This is a genomic window from Blastococcus sp. SYSU DS0541 (assembly GCF_054050875.1).
Window position 1 is genome coordinate 184,850 of the sequence record NZ_JBJHAD010000005.1, and the last position, 17,719, is coordinate 202,568.

The 17,719-nt window shown below is 73.1% G+C and carries 19 protein-coding genes; 7 read left to right on the forward strand and 12 right to left on the reverse strand.

Going from position 1 to position 17,719, the window contains the following annotated elements:
• Positions 1-34 precede the first annotated feature (34 nt).
• Complete coding sequence (locus ACI794_RS08130) at positions 35-325, forward strand: hypothetical protein (RefSeq protein ID WP_456616095.1); 291 nt, start codon at positions 35-37, stop codon at positions 323-325.
• 181 nt (positions 326-506) lie between these two features.
• Entirely contained in the window at positions 507-1,811 is a 1,305-nt protein-coding gene (locus tag ACI794_RS08135) for a class III lanthionine synthetase LanKC N-terminal domain-containing protein (RefSeq protein ID WP_456616096.1), read from the forward strand.
• A gap of 55 nt (positions 1,812-1,866) precedes the next feature.
• Here the strand turns inward: ACI794_RS08135 and ACI794_RS08140 are convergent, their stop codons facing one another.
• From ACI794_RS08140 to ACI794_RS08170, 7 genes are all read right to left on the reverse strand, one after another.
• Positions 1,867-2,334 (reverse strand): hypothetical protein, encoded by a 468-nt coding sequence (locus ACI794_RS08140; protein ID WP_456616097.1) that lies wholly within the window; start codon positions 2,332-2,334, stop codon positions 1,867-1,869.
• Entirely contained in the window at positions 2,331-2,765 is a 435-nt protein-coding gene (locus ACI794_RS08145) for a TadE family protein (RefSeq protein WP_456616131.1), read from the reverse strand. The genes ACI794_RS08140 and ACI794_RS08145 overlap by 4 nt, the downstream gene beginning before the upstream one ends.
• A 70-nt stretch (positions 2,766-2,835) precedes the next feature.
• Positions 2,836-3,042 (reverse strand): hypothetical protein, encoded by a 207-nt coding sequence (locus tag ACI794_RS08150; RefSeq protein WP_456580731.1) that lies wholly within the window; start codon positions 3,040-3,042, stop codon positions 2,836-2,838.
• Positions 3,043-3,071: 29 nt separating this feature from the next.
• The gene (locus ACI794_RS08155) at positions 3,072-4,013 is read right to left on the reverse strand and encodes a type II secretion system F family protein (protein WP_456601492.1); all 942 of its coding nucleotides are present in this window, start codon (positions 4,011-4,013) and stop codon (positions 3,072-3,074) included.
• Positions 4,010-4,873 carry a type II secretion system F family protein gene (locus ACI794_RS08160; protein ID WP_456616098.1) on the reverse strand — a complete coding sequence of 288 codons (864 nt, stop codon included), beginning with the start codon at positions 4,871-4,873 and terminating at the stop codon, positions 4,010-4,012. Before ACI794_RS08160 ends, ACI794_RS08155 begins: the two co-directional genes overlap by 4 nt.
• The gene (locus tag ACI794_RS08165) at positions 4,870-6,090 is read right to left on the reverse strand and encodes a CpaF family protein (RefSeq protein ID WP_456616099.1); all 1,221 of its coding nucleotides are present in this window, start codon (positions 6,088-6,090) and stop codon (positions 4,870-4,872) included. The genes ACI794_RS08160 and ACI794_RS08165 overlap by 4 nt, the downstream gene beginning before the upstream one ends.
• Before the next feature lie 202 nt (positions 6,091-6,292).
• Complete coding sequence (locus ACI794_RS08170) at positions 6,293-8,500, reverse strand: putative bifunctional diguanylate cyclase/phosphodiesterase (protein WP_456601509.1); 2,208 nt, start codon at positions 8,498-8,500, stop codon at positions 6,293-6,295.
• Between the two features lie 110 nt (positions 8,501-8,610).
• Between ACI794_RS08170 and ACI794_RS08175 the strand changes: the two genes are divergently transcribed.
• The 3 genes from ACI794_RS08175 (at position 8,611) to codB (ending at position 11,932) form a co-directional block, all read left to right on the forward strand.
• Entirely contained in the window at positions 8,611-9,987 is a 1,377-nt protein-coding gene (locus ACI794_RS08175) for an aminotransferase class V-fold PLP-dependent enzyme (protein ID WP_456616100.1), read from the forward strand.
• 152 nt (positions 9,988-10,139) lie between these two features.
• Positions 10,140-10,628: a nucleoside deaminase gene (locus tag ACI794_RS08180; protein ID WP_456580737.1), complete on the forward strand. Its 489-nt coding sequence runs from the start codon at positions 10,140-10,142 to the stop codon at positions 10,626-10,628.
• Positions 10,625-11,932 carry a cytosine permease gene (gene codB, locus ACI794_RS08185; RefSeq protein WP_456616101.1) on the forward strand — a complete coding sequence of 436 codons (1,308 nt, stop codon included), beginning with the start codon at positions 10,625-10,627 and terminating at the stop codon, positions 11,930-11,932. The genes ACI794_RS08180 and codB overlap by 4 nt, the downstream gene beginning before the upstream one ends.
• A 16-nt stretch (positions 11,933-11,948) precedes the next feature.
• Here the strand turns inward: codB and ACI794_RS08190 are convergent, their stop codons facing one another.
• The 3 genes from ACI794_RS08190 to ACI794_RS08200 all read right to left on the reverse strand — a co-directional run bounded on the left by ACI794_RS08190 (position 11,949) and on the right by ACI794_RS08200 (position 13,760).
• On the reverse strand, positions 11,949-12,455 hold the full coding sequence (locus tag ACI794_RS08190) for an OsmC family protein (RefSeq protein ID WP_456601512.1): 507 nt from the start codon (positions 12,453-12,455) through the stop codon (positions 11,949-11,951).
• Positions 12,456-12,565: 110 nt separating this feature from the next.
• Positions 12,566-13,063: a GtrA family protein gene (locus ACI794_RS08195; protein ID WP_456616102.1), complete on the reverse strand. Its 498-nt coding sequence runs from the start codon at positions 13,061-13,063 to the stop codon at positions 12,566-12,568.
• Between the two features lie 190 nt (positions 13,064-13,253).
• Positions 13,254-13,760: an SDR family NAD(P)-dependent oxidoreductase gene (locus tag ACI794_RS08200; protein WP_456616103.1), complete on the reverse strand. Its 507-nt coding sequence runs from the start codon at positions 13,758-13,760 to the stop codon at positions 13,254-13,256.
• 115 nt (positions 13,761-13,875) lie between these two features.
• Here ACI794_RS08200 and ACI794_RS08205 point away from each other — a divergent pair, with 115 nt between their 5' ends.
• A complete protein-coding gene (locus ACI794_RS08205) occupies positions 13,876-14,013 on the forward strand; it encodes a hypothetical protein (protein WP_456616104.1) in 138 nt (45 codons plus the stop codon).
• A 141-nt stretch (positions 14,014-14,154) separates the two neighbouring features.
• The gene (locus ACI794_RS08210; protein ID WP_456616105.1) at positions 14,155-14,823 is read left to right on the forward strand and encodes a hypothetical protein; all 669 of its coding nucleotides are present in this window, start codon (positions 14,155-14,157) and stop codon (positions 14,821-14,823) included.
• A gap of 11 nt (positions 14,824-14,834) precedes the next feature.
• Here the strand turns inward: ACI794_RS08210 and ACI794_RS08215 are convergent, their stop codons facing one another.
• Together ACI794_RS08215 and ACI794_RS08220 are read right to left on the reverse strand one after the other, a co-directional pair.
• Positions 14,835-16,028, reverse strand: coding sequence for an MFS transporter (locus ACI794_RS08215; RefSeq protein ID WP_456601516.1), 1,194 nt, complete (start codon positions 16,026-16,028; stop codon positions 14,835-14,837).
• A 179-nt stretch (positions 16,029-16,207) separates the two neighbouring features.
• Entirely contained in the window at positions 16,208-17,659 is a 1,452-nt protein-coding gene (locus tag ACI794_RS08220) for an esterase (protein WP_456580744.1), read from the reverse strand.
• Between the last annotated feature and the right edge of the window lie 60 nt (positions 17,660-17,719).

A 17,719-nucleotide genomic window follows, 5' to 3' on the forward strand; every position in this document is an offset into this window, starting at 1 on the left:
TCCCAGCCGGGGCGTTGCAGAGGAGGAGTGACACATGGAGAGGCCCACAGGAGGAACGAACAGCCTCGAGGTCCGTCAGGAACGGGCCAAGCAGGACATCGAGGCGGTGGTACGGAACTTCCGCCAGGACGACACCACCTGGAAGGAACTCCGTGACCAGTTGCAGAACGCCCAGACCGACGACGATCGGGTGAAGATCCTCGTCGACTTCGCGACGTCGGAGGGAGCGTTGTCGCGGCTGCGCCCCGATGTCGTGCAAGGCGAGGAGCTCGCAGCGACACCGACCGTGACGACGGTGACGGTGACGACGGTGACGACGGTCTGAGCGGTTTCGGCGATCGAGCAGGAACCTGTTCAGGGCGGAGACCCGTCCAGGTCCCTGGACACGCGCCACGGTCGCACCGGCGGCGTACGTGCGCTCATCGTGGTTGTGAGCGTGGCGCGTGTCCGCGGCGGCCTTCGGGTGGCGGACCACCGTAGGCGTCGAGCGCCGGAACGGGGAGGTCATGTCGGTCCAGCTCAGTGCCGCCGTGGCGGCGTCGACAGCGCGCGGGGCGACCCTGCCCCGACCGGACCATTTCGTCGAGGGCCTCGCGGTGGCCGAGCGCGGACCTTGGTTCTACGGTGGATCCGCGCCGGCTGCCCGCCAGGGCTGGAAGGTCTACGTGTCCTTCACCCCGTATGCCGCGAACGTCGTCATCGAGCGCCTGGTCCCGTTACTTGCCCGCCATCACGTGCACTTCAAGTACCTCCGCCGTGTCGGGGACGTCTACCGCCTGAATGCAGGCGCCTTGGGTTACTCGCAGATCGGCAAGTGCCTGGTCTGCTACCTACCTGGGGAGAACCGGCGATTCATCGAGGAGTTGTCCGACGCGGTCTCCGGCTTGCCGGGCCGCGGACCGGCGGTTCCCTACTGCCGGCCGCTGCACGCCGGTCTGGCCCTCTACTACCGATTCGGCTCCTACGACGGCGGCGCCCTCGTCGTGAACGGTGTCGAGCGCGCGGATTCGCGCGACGACTACGACGCCGCAGTGCCGCCCGGTGTCGCGGACTGGCTCGCTCCGCTGAGCACACCGCCGGCGACGTCGGCGAAAATGCGTTCCTTCCTCCTCCGGTACCCGACCCACACGGCGCTTCGGCAGCAGGGGAAGTCCGGAGTCTTCCTCGCCCTCAACGTCAGCTCGGAGAGCTTCGAGGAGGTCGTCCTCAAGCTGGCGTATCCCCGAGGTGCCGTCCAGCCGGACGGCAGCGACGGCCGCTCGTTCCTGCGCAACGAGATCCGCATCTACTGCGCACTGGCGGCGCAGGGCGTGCAGGGAGTCGCACCCCGCGCCATCGACAGCTATGACGACGGCGACCGGGTGGCCCTCGTCCTGGAGCGGATCCCCGGGGAAGACCTGCTGACCCTGAAGCTCAAGGGCGAGCTGACGCGGTCCGACCTCGAGGGCGCGTGGCAGCAGATCGCGACGCTGCACCGTCACGGCATGGTCATCGGCGATGCCAAGTTGGCCAATTGCTTGCGCGATCCACGCGGGGCCATCCGGATCGTCGACTTCGAGAGCGCTCGGGTCGCGGGCGCCGCACCGGGTGAAGTGCCCCGCCTCCGCACCTTCGCCTTGCAGGACGCTCCGGAGGTCGATGGCCCGACATGGGATCGACTGCACTTCCTGACATCCGTCGTGTGGGAGTACGCGGCTGTGGAGGGGAGTGACGAGCCCAATCGTGAGGTCGTCCTACATGAGCTGGCTCGGCGGTCGCCCCGGTCCGACGCCGAGGCATGGGCCCTCGACCGCCTTCAGTCCTGCCTGTGATGCCTCAGCCGGGGCCGGCAGGTCGCTGAGCGGCGTCCGGACCCAGCCCGGGGCGTCAGCCATCGACGTAGCGGTCGCGCTCCACGACGAACTGGCCGGTGGCGGTGTTGGCGTCCACGAACTCCGGCAGCAGCGGGATGCGCACGGTCACGGTCACGCAGACGGAGAACTCCTCCCCCGGCGCCAGCGTCGGCATGTAGCCGCCCGCCGCATCGCACCCGGCACCGGCCGGCGCGTAGGCCACCCGCAGGTCGGCCAGGTCCACCGACTGGTCCTCCACCGCCAGCCGCGCGGCCCGCAACGCCCGATCCTGCCCGGTGACCGCGTCCGGGGCGGTGCCCATCGCCCGGCCGGCCTCCCGCGCCGCGGCCTGCGAGGCGAACACCCCGCGCTGCACCGCCGAGAACCCCGCCACCACGTAGACCAGCGGCACGAACACCACCAACGCGACGAACACGAACTCCACCAGCGCCGACCCGCGCTCGCCGTCGATCAGCCCCAGCCGGGCACGCAGCCACCTCACGCCGCCTCCTTCATCGCCCGGCCGGTGACCTCCAGCGGCAGCAGGTTGCCCAGCGCCGCCAGCAGCGCGGGCACCGACCCCGAACAACGCACCACGACCAGCGTGGCGCCCGAGGGCTCGGCCTCCTCCCCCGACGTGCACGCCAACCCCAGCGCCGTCTGCTCCGACGTGGCCCGGGCGACGATCTCCACCGTCCGGGCGGCCCCCGCCGCGGAGTCGACGTCGGCGTTGGCCGCGTACCGGGCGCCCTCCTGCGCGCTCGCCGTGACCACGTTGCGCACGTGCACGTAGACCGCCACCTGCAGCACCGCCAACAGCAACGTCATGATCAGCACCGAGACCATGACGAAGTCGACGACGGCGCTCCCGCGCTCGTCATCGAGGCGCTGGAACGGCCTCGCAGCAGGGGCCCGCCGCGAGCGCGCGAGCAGCGGGCGGCCCCGTCCCGGGTCCCGCCGCGAGCTTGCGAGGGGTGGGGAGGACGGGGTCCTTCTTCCTGTTCTAGCCCGCACCGGTGACGGAGGTCAGCGCGTTCTGCACCGCCGTGACGATGGCGTCCTGGAAGACCCCCAGGATCGCCACCACCAGGGCCGCGGTCATCACCGTGACCATGACCCAGCCGGGCACGTCACCCCGTTCGGGGTCCTCGCCCCGCATGCGGGCCGCCAGCGCCTGCAGCGCGGCATCGAGGTGCGCGAGTGCACGCATCGTCGTCCTTCCTGTCGTTCGTCCGCTGCTCACTGCGACAGCGAGACGATGCTGATCAACCCCGGGAACAGGGCGAAGAGAACGGTGACCGGCAACACCAGGAAGACGACCGGCACCATCATGGCGATCTCCTTGCGGCCGCCGGCCTCGAGCAGCCGGCGCTTGCCGGCCTCGCGGACGTCGGCGGCCTGGGCGCGCAGCACCTCGGCCAGCGGCGTGCCCCGCTCGATCGCCACGAGCAGGCCGTCGACGAACCGGGCCAGGGCGTCCAGCGAGGTCTGGTCGGCGACCTGCTGCAGCGCGTCGGTCAGCGGCACGCCGGCCCGCGCCCGGCCCAGCGCGGCGCCGAGCTCGCGGGCCAGCTCCCCGCCGGAGAGCCGGGTGACCCGCGCGATCGCCGCGGCCGGGCTCTCCCCCGCCGTCACCGCCAGCGCCAGCAGTTCGGCGACCACCGGGAACTCGGCGAGCAGCAACTCCTCGCGCTTGTGCACCTGCTGGGTGAGCCACCAGTCCCGCCCCAGAAGCCCGCCGAGCAGGCCGGCGACGCAGAGCAGCCCTGCCGAGAGCACGTTGAGGCTCCCGGCGGCGACCGCCCCGAGCGTCGCGGCCACGCCTGCCGCGAGCAGCCCCAGCCCGCCCCACACCACCTGCTCGATGCGGAAGTCCTCGACCGTCAGCTCGCCACCGAGGGCGTCCAGCCGGCGGCGCACCGCGGCCCGCCCGCCCAGCACGCGGTCGATCAGCCGTGCGCCGTTGGCGATCGAGGGCCCGGCGATCCGGCGCACCGCCGTCAGCATGCCCGGCTCGGTGGCGGTCCCCAGCAGCCGCGACGGCGGCGGGGTGTCGTGCACGTAGGGCGCCAGCCGGTCGACCAGCCGCACCGAGCGGAACGGCGGCGCGTAGGTGAGCACCAGGACCAGCCCGCTCGCGGCCAGCAGGCCGAGCAGCATCCCGACAACGCCGGCGCTCACCGCAGCACCCGCACGTCCTCGGGCAGCCGGCCGATCCGCAGCATCAGCCGGTAGGCGACCAGGCAGACCGCCCCGCCGCCGAGCAGGACCGCCGTGCCGAGGGCGGAGTCGTAGGCGGCGAGGGTCGTCGACTGGGTGGCCAGCAGGAGCAGCACACCCCACGGCGCGGCGACGGCCAGCCGCGCGGCCGAGACCACCCAGCCCTGCCGGGTCTCGAGCTCGGCGCGGGCGCGGGCGTCCTCGCGCAGGAAGGTGGAGAGCGTGCGCAGGACGCGGCCGAGGTCGGTGCCGCCCACCTCGCGAGCCACCCGCAGCGTCTCCACGATGCGGTCGCCCACCGGGTCGGCGAGGTCGTCCTTGAGCCGGTCCAGCGCGGTACCGAAACGGCCGCTGGAGCGGTACTCGGCGGCGAACCGCGCGAACGGCGGGCGCAGCACCTCCGGGCCGCGGGTGGAGAGCACGGTGAGCGCCTCGGGGAGGGAAAGCCCGGCGCGCTCGGCCGAGGCCAGGTTGTCGACGACCTCCGGCCAGACCTCGCGCAGGTCGGCCCGGCGCTTGCCGGCCAGCCGCCGCACCTGGACCTGCGGCAGCAGGAAGCCGAACAGGCCGAACACGAGGCTGACCGTCACGGTCGCGGTGGCGACGAGGACGACGACGGTGACCAGCACCCCCAGCCCGATCTGCAGGGCGAGCAGCTGGGCGCCGTTGATGCCGGTGAGCCCCGCGGCGGCCAGCAGTTCCTGCCGCCGCCCGGGCCGGCGCGGGTCGGTGCGCGGCCTGGGTGCACGGGACCCGCTGCGCCAGATCAGCAGCAGGCCCACCCCGAGCAGCAGCCCCAGCAGGGCGCCGGACTGCGTCATGCCAGCAGGCCGGCGAGGTCGAACCCGGCGGCGGCGAACCTCTCGGCGTGCGGGGGGTAGCCGTCGGCCCGCACCAGGCGCCCCTCGCGGCTGGTGAAGACGTCGGCGGTCTCGACGACCCCGCCCTCGGTCCGGCCGGGCAGCGCGACGATCTCGCGCACCCGGCGTCGGCCATCGGCGTCGGTGCCCGCGTGGACCACCAGGTCGACGCTGGCGGCGACGGTCGGGACGACGAACGACGTCCCGATGTTCTCCCCGGCCAGCAGCGGCAGCGTGCACATCTTCACCACGGCCTCGCGGGCGCTGTTGGCATGGAGCGTGCACATGCCCGGAAGCCCGGAGTTCAGCGCGATGAGCAGGTCCAGGCACTCCTCCTGCCGCACCTCACCCACCACGATCCGGGAGGGCCGCATCCGCAGCGCCTCCTTCACCAGCCGGCGCAGCGGGATCTCCCCGGCACCCTCGAGGTTCGGCTGGCGGGTCTGCATGGAGACGACGTCGGGCAGCGGCACCCGCAGCTCGAAGACCTCCTCGCAGGTGATCACCCGCTCCCGGGCCGGCACGGCGGCGCACAGGCAGTTGAGCAGCGTCGTCTTGCCGGCCTGGGTGCCCCCGGAGACCAGGATGTTCAGTCCGGAGGCGACCGCGGCCTCGAGGAAACGGGCGGCCTGCGCGGTCAACGTGCCCAGCGCGACCAGTTCGTCCAGCGAGTGCGCCTGCAGGACGAACTTGCGGATGTTGACCGCCATGTGGCGCCGGGTGATGTCGGGGATGACCACGTGCAGCCGGGAGCCGTCGGGCATCATCGCGTCGACGAACGGGGTCGACATGTCGATCCGCCGACCCGAGGTGCGCAGCATCCGCTCGACCAGGTCGGCCAGCTCCCCGGGCGCCAGGATCGTCGTGGTCAGCTCGCTGCGCCCCCGGCGGGCGACGAACACCCGGCCGGGCTCGTTGACCCAGATCTCCTCGACCTCCGGGTCGTCCAGGTAGCGCTGCAGCGGCCCGAACCCGGCCACCCGGTCCAGCACGTCCCGCACCACGGACTCCACGTCACCGATCGGCGGCAGCGCCGAGGTCAGCGACCGCTCGGAGTAGTCGGCGACGACGTCGCGCACCAGCAACCGCACCGGGCCCGGATCGGTGAACGGGTCCAGCCCACGCCGGCGGATCAGCTCGCGGACCTCACCGTCCACGACGTCCAGAGCAGTCGGCACACCCATCCCCGTCGAGCCGCGAGCAGTCGAACGCCGGGGACTGTAGGGAAACGGACCGGTCCCATGGGGTGACGTCAGGCGATCTGTGGACAGACCACGGCCCGATCGGGGGCACGAACACCCGGCCGGGTGAACGGGCCCGGTTCGAGGTGGAAGCACCGGGGAGCCGGCTGCGCTCCGGCGGGATCCCGCCCGTGCGGGGCTAGGCAGGGAAGGGGGCCTCCCGGACGTCGATCTGCTCCCCGGTCAGCGCTTCCACGCCCCCCCGGGGCTCGGGTGCGGCGCGCATCGGGGTGCCCGGGCTGCTCGGACGACGACGCTCGGCGCTGGGCAGGGCGAGCGGATCCACCGGCGGGGCGGCGGGGCGACCGAGGTGGTACCCCTGCCCGTAGTGGACACCCAGCGCCTCCAGTGCAGCGAGCGTCTCGCTCGTCTCGATGCCCTCGGCCACGAGGGCGAGGTCCAGGGTCCGCCCCAGCTGGACGATGGCGCCGATGACGGCCCGGTCCTCGTCGTTCGTGGCGACGCCGTCGACGAAGGACTTGTCGATCTTGAGGATGTCGATGGGGAAGCGGCGCAGGTAGCTCAGGGACGAGTAGCCCGTGCCGAAGTCGTCGAGAGCCAGCCGTGCCCCCAGGGACTTGAGCTGCTCCAGCTTCTCGGTTGTGGCGTGGGTGTCCTCGGCGAACAGGGACTCGGTGATCTCGAGGGTGAGCTGCCGGGGGTCGAGACCCGAGCCGCGCAGGGCCTCGGTGACGTGGTCGACCAGTTCGGGGTGCTGGAACTGGCGCACGGAGACGTTGACGCTCATCCGCGGGCCGGCGCCGTCGGCCTGCTGCCAGGCGGCGGCCTGGCGGGTGGCCTCGCGGAGGATCCAGCGGCCGATCGGCACGATGAGGCCGCTCTCCTCGGCCAGGTCGATGAACTGCGCCGGCGACACCAGCCCTCGCTCCGGGTGCTGCCAGCGCACCAGCGCCTCGTAGCCGCTGACCCGGCGGCTGGCCAGGTCGATGATCGGTTGGTAGTGCAGCACGAGTTCGTTCCGCTCCACCGCCTGGTACAGGTCGGCCTGCAGGCGCTCGCGGTCGAGCTGGGCGGCGTGGTGGCTCGGCTGGAAGGTCTCCCAGCGTCCCTTGCCGTTGGTCTTCGCCACGTACATGGCGATGTCGGCCGCGCTCAGCAGACCGATACCGCTGGCGGCGCAGCCGGTGGTGGTGGCGAGGCCGATGCTGAGGCCGGCACGGATCGCGCGATCGAGGACGATCACCGGTTCGCGGAGCGCCGCCAGGATGCGTCCGGCCACACCGGGTGCCATCTCCTCGCTCCGCGGACCGACGAGGAGGACGGCGAACTCGTCGCCGGCGAGACGGGCCAGCGTGTCCCCGGGACGCAGGCACCCGCTGATCCGGTGGGCCACGACCTCGAGCAGTGCGTCGCCGCCGTCGTGACCCAGCGTGTCGTTGACCGTCTTCAGGTTGTCCAGGTCCAGGAACAGCACCGCCACCGGCGCGCCGGTGGTGCGCTGGCTCTCCTCCGCCCTGCGCAGCCGCTCCATGAACAGGGCCCGGTTCGGCAGGCCGGTGAGCGGGTCGTAGTAGGCCTGCGTGCGGAGCCGCTCCTCGAGCTCCCTGCGATCGCTGACGTCGCGCGTGGTCAGCACGACGCCGTTCACGGCCGGATCGTCCAGGAGGTGGTTGACGACCGTCTCGGTCCAGCGCCAGGAGCCGTTCCGGTGCCGCATCCGGGCCGCCGGGTACGAACTGGTCGGAGCACCGCGGACGACAGAGGTGAGCTGATCGCGGAAGGCCGGCGCGTCCTCGGGGTGCACCAGGTCCTGGATGTCGGTGCCGATGAGCGTCCCCGGCGGATAGCCGAGCACCCACCCGACCGACGGGGTCTGGTACGTGATCGTCCCCGCGGAATCGACGACGGTGATGACGTCCGAGGCGTTCCGCACCAGTGAGCGGAAGTGCTCTCCGGCCTCGAGGGCGTCGAGCAGGCTGTTGAACGCCTGGGCGGTCTCCCCCAGCTGGTCGTCGGAGTCCACCTGGATGCGCTGGGACGTCGACTGGGCCCAGTCACCCGTGCGGCTGGCCTCCGAGATCCCCTGGGCCACCGATCGCAGGTGACTGCTGAGGACGGCGAGTCGACCACCGACCACGCACCGGCACACCAGGTAGCTGAGTGCGCCGACGAGGAAGCCGGCGCCCAGGCAGGCCGCCCGGAACAACGGGCGTTGCGCGAACTCGGCGGGCACGCCGAGCCCCGTGGCGAACGGCGGGAAGATCAGCCCGACCGTCAGGCCGAGGCCGACCATCCAGACAGCCAGATCCCAGAACACCCGGGTCGTCAGCCGGAAGCCGCGACGACGACGGTGCCCGAGGGCGCCCAAGGCCCGGGTTCCACTCATGCCCGGTCAGTCGTCAGACGACAGGGGGAGTCTTGAGCCCTGTGACGCCCACCTCACCACAAGGGGCCACACCAAGGCGGGCACCCGTGACCTGCACTTCAGAAAGCAGCGTGGCGGCCGATACGACCACCATGCACCCGGTCCGCTACACGACCCCGAACCGGCTCATCGGTGACAGCATCCACGTGCCCACCGTCGGGGGTCACTCCCGCTACGTCGATCTGGACGCCGCCGCGACCAGCTCGGCGTCCGTACAGGTCATGCAGGCCGTCCAGGACCTCATGCCCTGGTACTCCAGCGTGCACCGGGGCGCCGGCGCGAAATCCCGGTACACCAGCGCCCGTTACGAGGAGGCACGGGAGAGCGTGCTGCGCTTCGTCGGGGCCGAGCCGTGCTCGCACGTCGCGGTCTTCACCCGCAACACCACCGAGGCCCTCAACGCCCTCGCCTTCCGGCTCGACCTGCAGCCGGACGACGTGGTGGTCACCACGGCCATCGAGCACCACGCCAACGTCCTGCCGTGGCGTCGGCACGCGCGGCTCAGGATCGTCGACGTCGACGCACGCGGGACCTTCTCGGTGGACCAGGTCGTGGCCGCACTCGACCAGCGGCCCACGCCCCGCGTCCTCGCAGTGAGCGGGGCCTCGAACGTCACGGGCTGGCTGCCCGACCTGGCCGCCATCGCGGCGGCCGCGCGGGCACGGGGTGTGTTCGTGGTGGTGGACGCCGCCCAGCTGGCGCCGCACCGGCCCATCGACATGACGGCCCTGGGGGTGGACGCCCTCGCCCTGTCCGGCCACAAGATGTACGCACCCTTCGGCTCGGGAGCGCTCGTCGCACCACGGCACGTGCTCCGCTCCGGGGAGCCACTGCTCGTCGGCGGCGGCGCGGTCAAGGCCGTCTCCTTCGACGACGTCGTCTGGGCCGACGCCCCGGACCGGGACGAAGCCGGGACGCCCAACGTCGTCGGCGCCATCGCCCTGGCCGCTGCCGCCCAGGAGCTGGGGAGCGACTGGCCCGGGCTGCTCGCCCACGAGCAGGCGCTCACCGAGGCGCTCGACGCCGAGCTGCGCACGGTTCCAGGGCTGCGCCGCTACGGCCCCGCGGCAGGCGAGCGGCTGCCGGTCGCCGTGTTCAACCTCGACGGCGTCCCGCACGGCCTGCTGGCTGCCCGGCTGTCCGCCGAGCACGGGATCGGTGTGCGCAGCGGCTGCTTCTGCGCGCATCCCTACATGGCCCGGCTGCTCGGCCTGACCGAGCAGCAGGTCGACCAGTTCCACCGGGATGCACGCAGGGGCGGAGGCGTGCTCCCCGGTGCCGTGCGAGCCAGCGCCAACAGGGCCACCGGCAGCGGGGACGTCGCTGCCCTCGGGGAGGCGCTGCGGGCCATCGCCGCGACGCCGGAGGCCGGGGTGCGCTACCGCATCGACGAGCACGGTGATCACGTCCTCGACGAGGCCCACCGCCAGATCCCGGCGGGAGCCTGACCGGCGACGGTCGCGGCGAGGGTGTGCGAGGTGCTCGCGGGGCTGACCGATGCCCAGTCGTGACCTGACGGGAACGAGGAGGTCATGGACGGCGGGCACCGTCCCTGCCAAGGTTCGGCACCACGCCGACGGAAAAACGGGGTGAACCAGGCATGACGGTCCCACTGGACGAGCAGACCGCCCGGCGGTGGCTGGCGGTCGCGATCGAGGAGGCCCGGGCCGGGCTCGCGGAGGGCGGCATCCCGATCGGCGGTGCGCTCATCGGGCCGGACGGCACGGTGCTCGGCCGCGGGCACAACCGGCGCGTGCAGGACGACGACCCCTCGGTGCACGGCGAGACCGACGCCTTCCGCAACGCCGGCCGCCAGGCGACCTACCGCGGCACGACGATGGTCACCACCCTCTCCCCCTGCTGGTACTGCAGCGGGCTGGTGCGCCAGTTCGGCATCTCCCGGCTCGTCGTCGGGGAGTCCCGCACCTTCACCGGCGGGCACGACTGGCTGGCCGAGAACGGCGTCGAGGTCCTGGTCCTCGACGACCCCGAGTGCGTGCAGCTGATGACGGAGTTCATCGCCGCGCACCCGCGCCTGTGGAACGAGGACATCGGCGAAGACGACACCACGCAGGAGGCCGGCAGATGAGCAGCAGCACGAGCAGTCGGGACGACGTCGCGCCGGTGGCCGGCGAGATCGACCCCGACTACCCCATCGACCCGGTCCCCCGGCACGCCCGCAAGTCGCTGTTCTCGCTGGCGATCGTGCTGCTGGGCTTCACCTTCTTCACGCCGACGATGCTGGCCGGCGCCCAGATCGGGGCCGCCTTCGAGGTCGGCACGCTGATCTGGGTGCTCCTGCTCGGCAGCGCCGTCCTCGGCGTCTACGTCGCCGCCATCGGTGGCATCGGCGCCCGCACCGGGCTCACCACGGTGATGATGTGCCGCTACTCGCTCGGCACCACCGGCGCCAAGTTCGCCTCGCTCCTGCTCGGCGGCACGCAGGTCGGCTGGTACGGCGTCACGGTCGCGACCCTGGCCGGGCTCACGGCGAGCGCGCTGGACTGGTCGGGCCGGGGCGTCGAGATCGCGCTCATGATCGCCGGCGGCGCCGTCATGGGCGTCACCGCCTACTACGGCTACAAGGGCATGTACGCCCTCTCGGTGGTCTCCGTCCCGCTGCTGCTGATCCTCGCCGGCTGGGTGACCTGGCGGTCGCTGGAGGAGGTCGGGGGGTGGAGCGGCCTGACCGCCGTCGAGCCCTCGTCGACCATGACGATCGCCGCCGCGGTCACCATCGTCGTCGGCACCTTCGCCTCGGGCGGCACCCAGGCGCCGAACTGGACCCGCTTCGCCCGGACGCCGTCGGCCGGCTTCTGGGCCTGCGTCGTCGCCTTCCTGATCGGCGAGCTGCTCATGCTCGGCTTCGGCGCGATCGGCGCGATCTCCTTCGGCGAGGGCGACTTCGTCCTCGTCCTCTACCAGCTCGGCCTGGTCGGCTGGGGGCTGGTGTTCCTGGTCGCCAACCTGTGGACCACCAACGACAACACCGCCTACAACTTCGGCGTCGCGGGCGCGGAGATCGCCAACTCCCGGTCGAAGAAGCCGTTCGTCATCGGCGGCGTCGTCCTGGGCACGCTCCTGGCGATCACCGGCATCTACGACAACCTCATCGAGTACCTGGTCTGGCTCGGCATCCTCATCCCCCCGCTGGGCGGCGTCGTCATCGGCGACTTCCTCGCCCGCTGGCGGGGCGGGATGCCGAGCGCGTCGGTGCTCCCCGCGTTCGAGTGGCGCAACCTGGGCGCCTACGTCGTCGCCGCGGTGGCCGCCTGGTGGAGCAACGAGGCCGGCTGGTTCATCCCGCCGGTGGTCGGCGTCCTCGTCGCGGTGGCCGCGGTGGTGCTCGTGCAGCGCGGACGGCGACCGGCGCAGGAGCCGGCCGCCGTCTGACCCGGCGCCGGACCGGTCAGCCGGTGCGGCGCACCGTGAGCCGGGGCGGAGCGGCCAGCGACTGCGCCACCACGCAGTAGCGCTCGGTGAGCTGGGCGAGCCTCGCCAGCGTCGCGTCGTCGGCGTCGGTGTCCAGCTCGGCGTCCACGGCGACCGGGCCGAGCCCGACCGGTGCCTCCCTCGAGACGCCGAGCGTGCCGCGGGCGTCCATGTCGGCGCGCGCCGTGAGGGATGCGGACCGGATGTCGACGCCCATCGCCGTCGCCACGCTGCGCATGGTCACGCCGGCGCAGGCCAGGAGCGCCTGCAGCAGCATGTCGCCCGAGCAGGCGTCCGAGCCGTCACCACCGGTGGCGGGGTGCAGGCCCGCACGGGCCGGTCCCGACCACGTCTGCACCGTGCACGTGATGCCCGGGTCCGCGAAGTCGGCGCGCGCCTCCATCTGCGCGCACGCCGAGGGCGGGTCGTCCCGGTAGCGCTGCTTGAGCGGGGCCTGCAGTTCGCGCAGTCGTGCGGCGTCCATCCGACCTCCCGGTGCGTCACCGACCTCGACGGGCGGCACTGCCATGGTCGGGGGTGCGGAGGTGCTCCGCCAGTGCTCGGGGGGCGGCCCTGCGGGCCTCACCCACTGGATCACGGTCCGGGTCGGCCGACCGCACCGCCGACCGCCCACCGCAGTCCCACGAACCGGGCGACCCCCACGGCCGCGGTCACCGTCCACACCACCGCCACCGCCCCCAGCGGACCCGCCGAGGCGGTCCACGAGTCCAGCGCGGCCAGCGCCAGGCTGGTGGCCGCCAGCCCCGCGAGCGCCAGCCCCCCACCGGCCCACTGCGCCGTCGCCCAGCCGGCGCGGTCGGTGGCGCGGAAGGTGAGCCGGCGGTGCAGCTCGTTGGCGACGGCGGTGGAGACGGCGACGCCCCCGAGGTTCGCGGCCTGCTCGCCCAGGCCTGCCAGGAGAAGGAACAGCCCCAGGTAGACGGCGTTGGCCGAGCCACCGACGAGGACGAACCGGGCGAACTGCGCCGGCGTCCGGTCGCTCCGCAGCCACGCCGCGACCGGCGCGGGTCGGACCTCGATGCCCATGCCCGCCCGGGTGACCGGGGGGCGCTCGAGGACCGCTGCTGTCATGCCTCGAGCATTCGCGCCCCGGCCCTCCCGCCACATCCGGGAGCACCCTGGCCGGACCCTGATCCCGGCCCCCTGACCCCGACCCGGGTCCGGCGCCGGCGGGCACGCGGACGGCGGCCAGCAGCGCGGCGCCGTCCGCGCGCCCCGTCCGAACGTGGTGGGTCCGGCGGTGGCGTCGATCCGTGACAGGTCAGCCGGCGGAGCGGTCCACGCCGGCCGGTCCGGTGGCCGCGGCGCGGAGGGGCCTCGCGGCGGCGAGGCGGCCCAGCAGCGAGGGCGAGAGGCGCATCAGCCACCACGCCAGCCGCGCCTGCCGGGGCGCGACGATGACCGCCCGGTTGCGGTCCACGCCACGCAGCACGTCGGCGGCCAGGGCGTCGGCGCTGTAGAGGCGTCCTCCGCTGAGCGCGGTGATCACCGCACGGACGTCGGCGGCCTCCACCGTCGGCACACGGGGCAGGTCGGAGGGCATGCCCTTGTCCAGCATCGGGGTGTCCACCCCGCCGGGGCACACCACGCTGACCCGCACGCCACGCGAGGCGGCCTCGCCACGCAGGGACAGCGACAGCCCGACCACCGCCCACTTCGTCGCCGCGTAGGGGGTGAACCCGGGGTTCGGCAGCAGGCCGGCCACGGAGGCGACGTTGACGATGTGCCCGGACCCCTGGCGGAGCATCACCGGGTAGGCGGCGTGCACCCCGTGGACCACGCCACGCAGAGCCGGCCGCGCGCGCCCGCCCCCGCCGGTGAGGTCGGCGGCGTAGCGTCCGCCGCACGGAGCCGTCCAGGCTCCCGATGAGGGAGCGCGCACCATGGGTGACAAGTCCCCGCGACAGTCGATGACCAAGAAGGCCAGCGGCAAGTCGATCAAGGAGAAGCGGATCGAGAAGAAGGCGAAGGCCGACACCAGTTCGCAGATGGACAACCTGACCCACGGCAAGAAGCACTGACGTCCGCTCCGGCCCACCGAGCCGGAGCCCCGCGCAGGTGCCCACGTCGACACCGCCGCCCAACTCCTTGCGGAGCGGCGGCGCGTGCCCCACAGTGCTGCGACCGCCGACGCAGGCGGGAGCGCTGACCGGGGAGCAGGCATGACGACGGAGACCGCCACCGTGCACCGCGCCCGCGCCCTCCGGCGACTGGTCCCGCTGGCCGGTGCGGCCTCCGTGGTCGTCGCCTACGCGGGCGCCTCGCTGGGTGACCTGGGCGGTGCGGGGATCAGCCCGACGATGGCGCCCGACGTGCTCGCCGCCCGCCTGGAGGACCACGCCGGCGCCCTGCGCGCGGGCGCCTCCCTGCTGTCGGTCGGCGCGGTGCTCGCCGCCGTCTTCGCCGGGCCGCTGTGGCAGCGGCTCAGGGCGGCGTCCGACGGGGTGGCGGTCGTGGGAGCCGCCGGGGCGGTCCTCGCCGCCGCGCTGTGGCTCTCCTTCGCCGCCGACGGCATCGGCCTGGCCACCGCGGCCGACCTGGGCAACGGCGCCGCGGCGCAGGCGCTGCTGACCACCGGCTGGGAGAGCGCGCGCCTGGCGGCCGTGCCGTCGCTGGTCATGGTGCTCGCGGTGGTGGTCGCCGGGTTCGGCTCCGGCTCCTTCCCCCGCTGGTTCACCTGGTTCAGCGCGGCGACCCTCGTGCCGCTGCTCGTCGCCCTGACCGCCGTCGGCCCCTCCGGGCTGCTCGGTTTCGTGTTCGGGGGGCTGTGGCTCGTCGTGACGTCGCTCCTCCTCGCCCGGGAGGCACCCCGCGGGGCACCCGCCCGCTGAGCGGCGCGACGTCAGCTCCCGGGCGCAGGGCGCCGGAGCACGGAGGGGCGGCACACCACGGCCGCACCCAGAACCATCACCGCCGTCACCACGAGGGCCGCGCCGACCGAGAGGAGGTCGGCCAGCGCGCCGTTGAGCGCCGCGGCCAGCGGCCGCGACCCGACGAAGCCCATCAGCCAGAGCGCCATGATCCGGCCGATGAACTCCCGCGGCACCCGGTCGTAGAGCAGCGTCGTGATGCCGTTCATGGCCAGCGTCAGACCGACGCCACCGACGACGAAGGCGACGACGGCGGCGGGCACGTTCCAGCTCGCCGCGACGCCCACCGCTGAGCCCGCGAGCAGCACGAGCCCCGTCGTCGCCATCTGGGCGTGGTCGAGCCACCGGATCAGCGCCACCTGCGCGAAGAAGCCGAGGAACGCGCCCGCGCCGAAGGCCGAGGCCAGCACACCGACGAGCTCCGGGCCGCCCCCGAGGACGTCGGCCAGCGAGGGCCCCAGCGTCACGGCCGGGTCGGCGCCGACGCCCACCGCGGTGACCCCGAGCAGCAGCACGCCCACCACCGGGTCGGTGCGGAGGTACCGCACCCCCGCGATGACCGACAGCCGCGGCCCGGGTGCGGTGGGGGCCCCCGGCGTCCGCAGCCGGAAGACCGCCACGAGGAACACGAGGTGGCCGACGGCGGCGAGCCCGAACGCGACGCCGTAGCCGGCGGTGGCGGCCACGACGCCGCCCACGGCCGGCCCGACGGCCCGGCCCACCGAGAAGGTGAGGTTGTCCAGGGCCACGGCCCGCGCCACCTCACCCGGCCGCACCAGCGACGGGAGCAGCGCCTGCATCGCCGGCCCGCCGACGGAGAAGCCGAGCCCCACGATCAGCGCGGTCACCATGACCACCCACGCGGGCACGTCGGTGATCTCGGGGGTCAGCAGCACCCAGCCGGAGAGGACCGCCGCGCCGAGGGTGCAGAGCGCGCGGCCGAGCAGGATCTGCCGGCGTGGGCTGCCCCGGTCGGCCATCGCGCCGCTGAGCGGTGTCAGCACCAGCTGCGGCACGAACTGCGCGAAGCTCACCAGACCGACGAGGAACGCCGACGAGGTCAGCTGCCAGACCAGCGCCGCGCTGGCGATGTTCTGGATCCAGATGCCGACGTTCGCGAGCAGCTTGCCGGCCCAGTAGGGGCCGAAGACGGGGTCGGTGATCAACCGCCGCGACGGGCGGGGTGCGGCGGGCCCGGGCTCCGGTTCTCCTCCGCCGTCCACTGCCACGCAATCTAGGCAGCGCCGCCGGGCACCGGCCACCCGGGTCGGCCGAGGGCCCTCCTCCCCGGGTGGGGAGGAGGGCCCTCAGGTCATGCCGTGCTGGTGCGCGTCAGGCGACGCCGTTACGGGGTCGGGCACTCCTCGTAGAAGGCCCGCGTACCCGTGCGCACGGGGGTGGTGAACTCGCACCCGTAGTTCGGGTCGGCGACGACCTCGGGGTCGAGCACGGAGGCCCCGGCAGGCTTGACGCCGTTCTCCACCCAGTTCACCAGGTCGAGGAACTGGCTGGCCGCCTCCTCGGGCGTGTACTCGCAGTGCCCGGCGGCCCGGATCGGCCGCTGGACGAGCAGGTCCGCGTTGCCCTGGGCGGCGACGTCGCGGGCGTAGTACTGCTCCATCGAGAACGGCACGTAGTAGTCACCCAGGGTGTGCGAGGAGAGCACCGGGACGTCGATGTCGCCGGTGATCGCCGGCACCGGGACCGCCTGGTAGGTGCTCCGGGTCTTGGGCGCCGGCGCCACCCGCTCGATGCGCTGGTCGAGCGTGCTGCCGTCCTCGAACGTGTAGTCGACCGGGTAGTCCTGGTCGGCGTTCATCCACACCGCACCCGGCAGCACGCCGTCGAGCCCGGCGGGCTCGTTGGTCACGACGGCGTAGACGAAGTTCTGGCCCTCCCAGTAACCGAAGGCCTCGTCGTCACCGGGGCGCTCGCCGCCGGTGATCGCCGTGATGTTGTCGCGGAAGACCTCGCCGGCCTCGGTGAGGCCCGAGTACACCGGGGTCGCCGTGGTCGGGGTGCCGAGCGCGGCCTTGAACTGCGGCACGGCCTGCGAGAAGTACTCCGCCTGCGAGGGGAACGGGTAGGCGTCCACCCCGGAGAGGGTCTGCGCCAGCAGGTTGTAGTCGAGGAAGAAGTCGTAGAGCTCGTAGTCCCCCATGACGCCGCACATCGGAGCCGCCCCGTCCCACTCGACCCCGCGGTCGCGCTCGAGCAGCGTGCCGATGACGTGCCCACCCATCGAGACGCCCTGCAGGTAGCGCTGGTCGGCCTTGCCGACGCGAGCGTCGAAGACCTGCGCGAGCCGCTCGGTCGCGAGCGCGCCGGCCTCGATGTCGTACCGGTTCTCGCCGTAGGACGACGCCGCCCACGCGAAGCCGTTCTCGATGTAGGTGCGCCGCAGGTCGTAGCTCGGGTCGCTGACGTAGACGGTCGTGCCCGTGCCCCGGTAGCCGTGCTCCCAGAAGACGACGTCGCCGTTCCAGTCCAGCGGCACCTCGATGCGGTAGGCCGAGCCGCGGTCGATGCCGTAGAGCACCTTGCTGATCGGGTTGCCGGCCTCGTCGGTGAGCGGCACGAACTCCGCGCCCTGCCCCCCGTTCACGTAGTCGTACTGCGGGTCGGCGACCGTCCAGCGGAGGTTGTAGACCGGCTCCTTCGGGGACTGCTGGACCGGCTGCCACTCCGGGTTCGACGACTGGGGAGCGGCGAGGGCCGAGCCCCCGAGGGTGAACGTCCCGAGCCCGACGCCTGCGGCGAGGGCGAGGGGGACCAACCGGTTGCGGTGCAGGGACAAGATGCGACTCCTTCGTCGGCACTGTGCTGCGGGTCACTAGGGCGCCCTTGTCTACCCCAC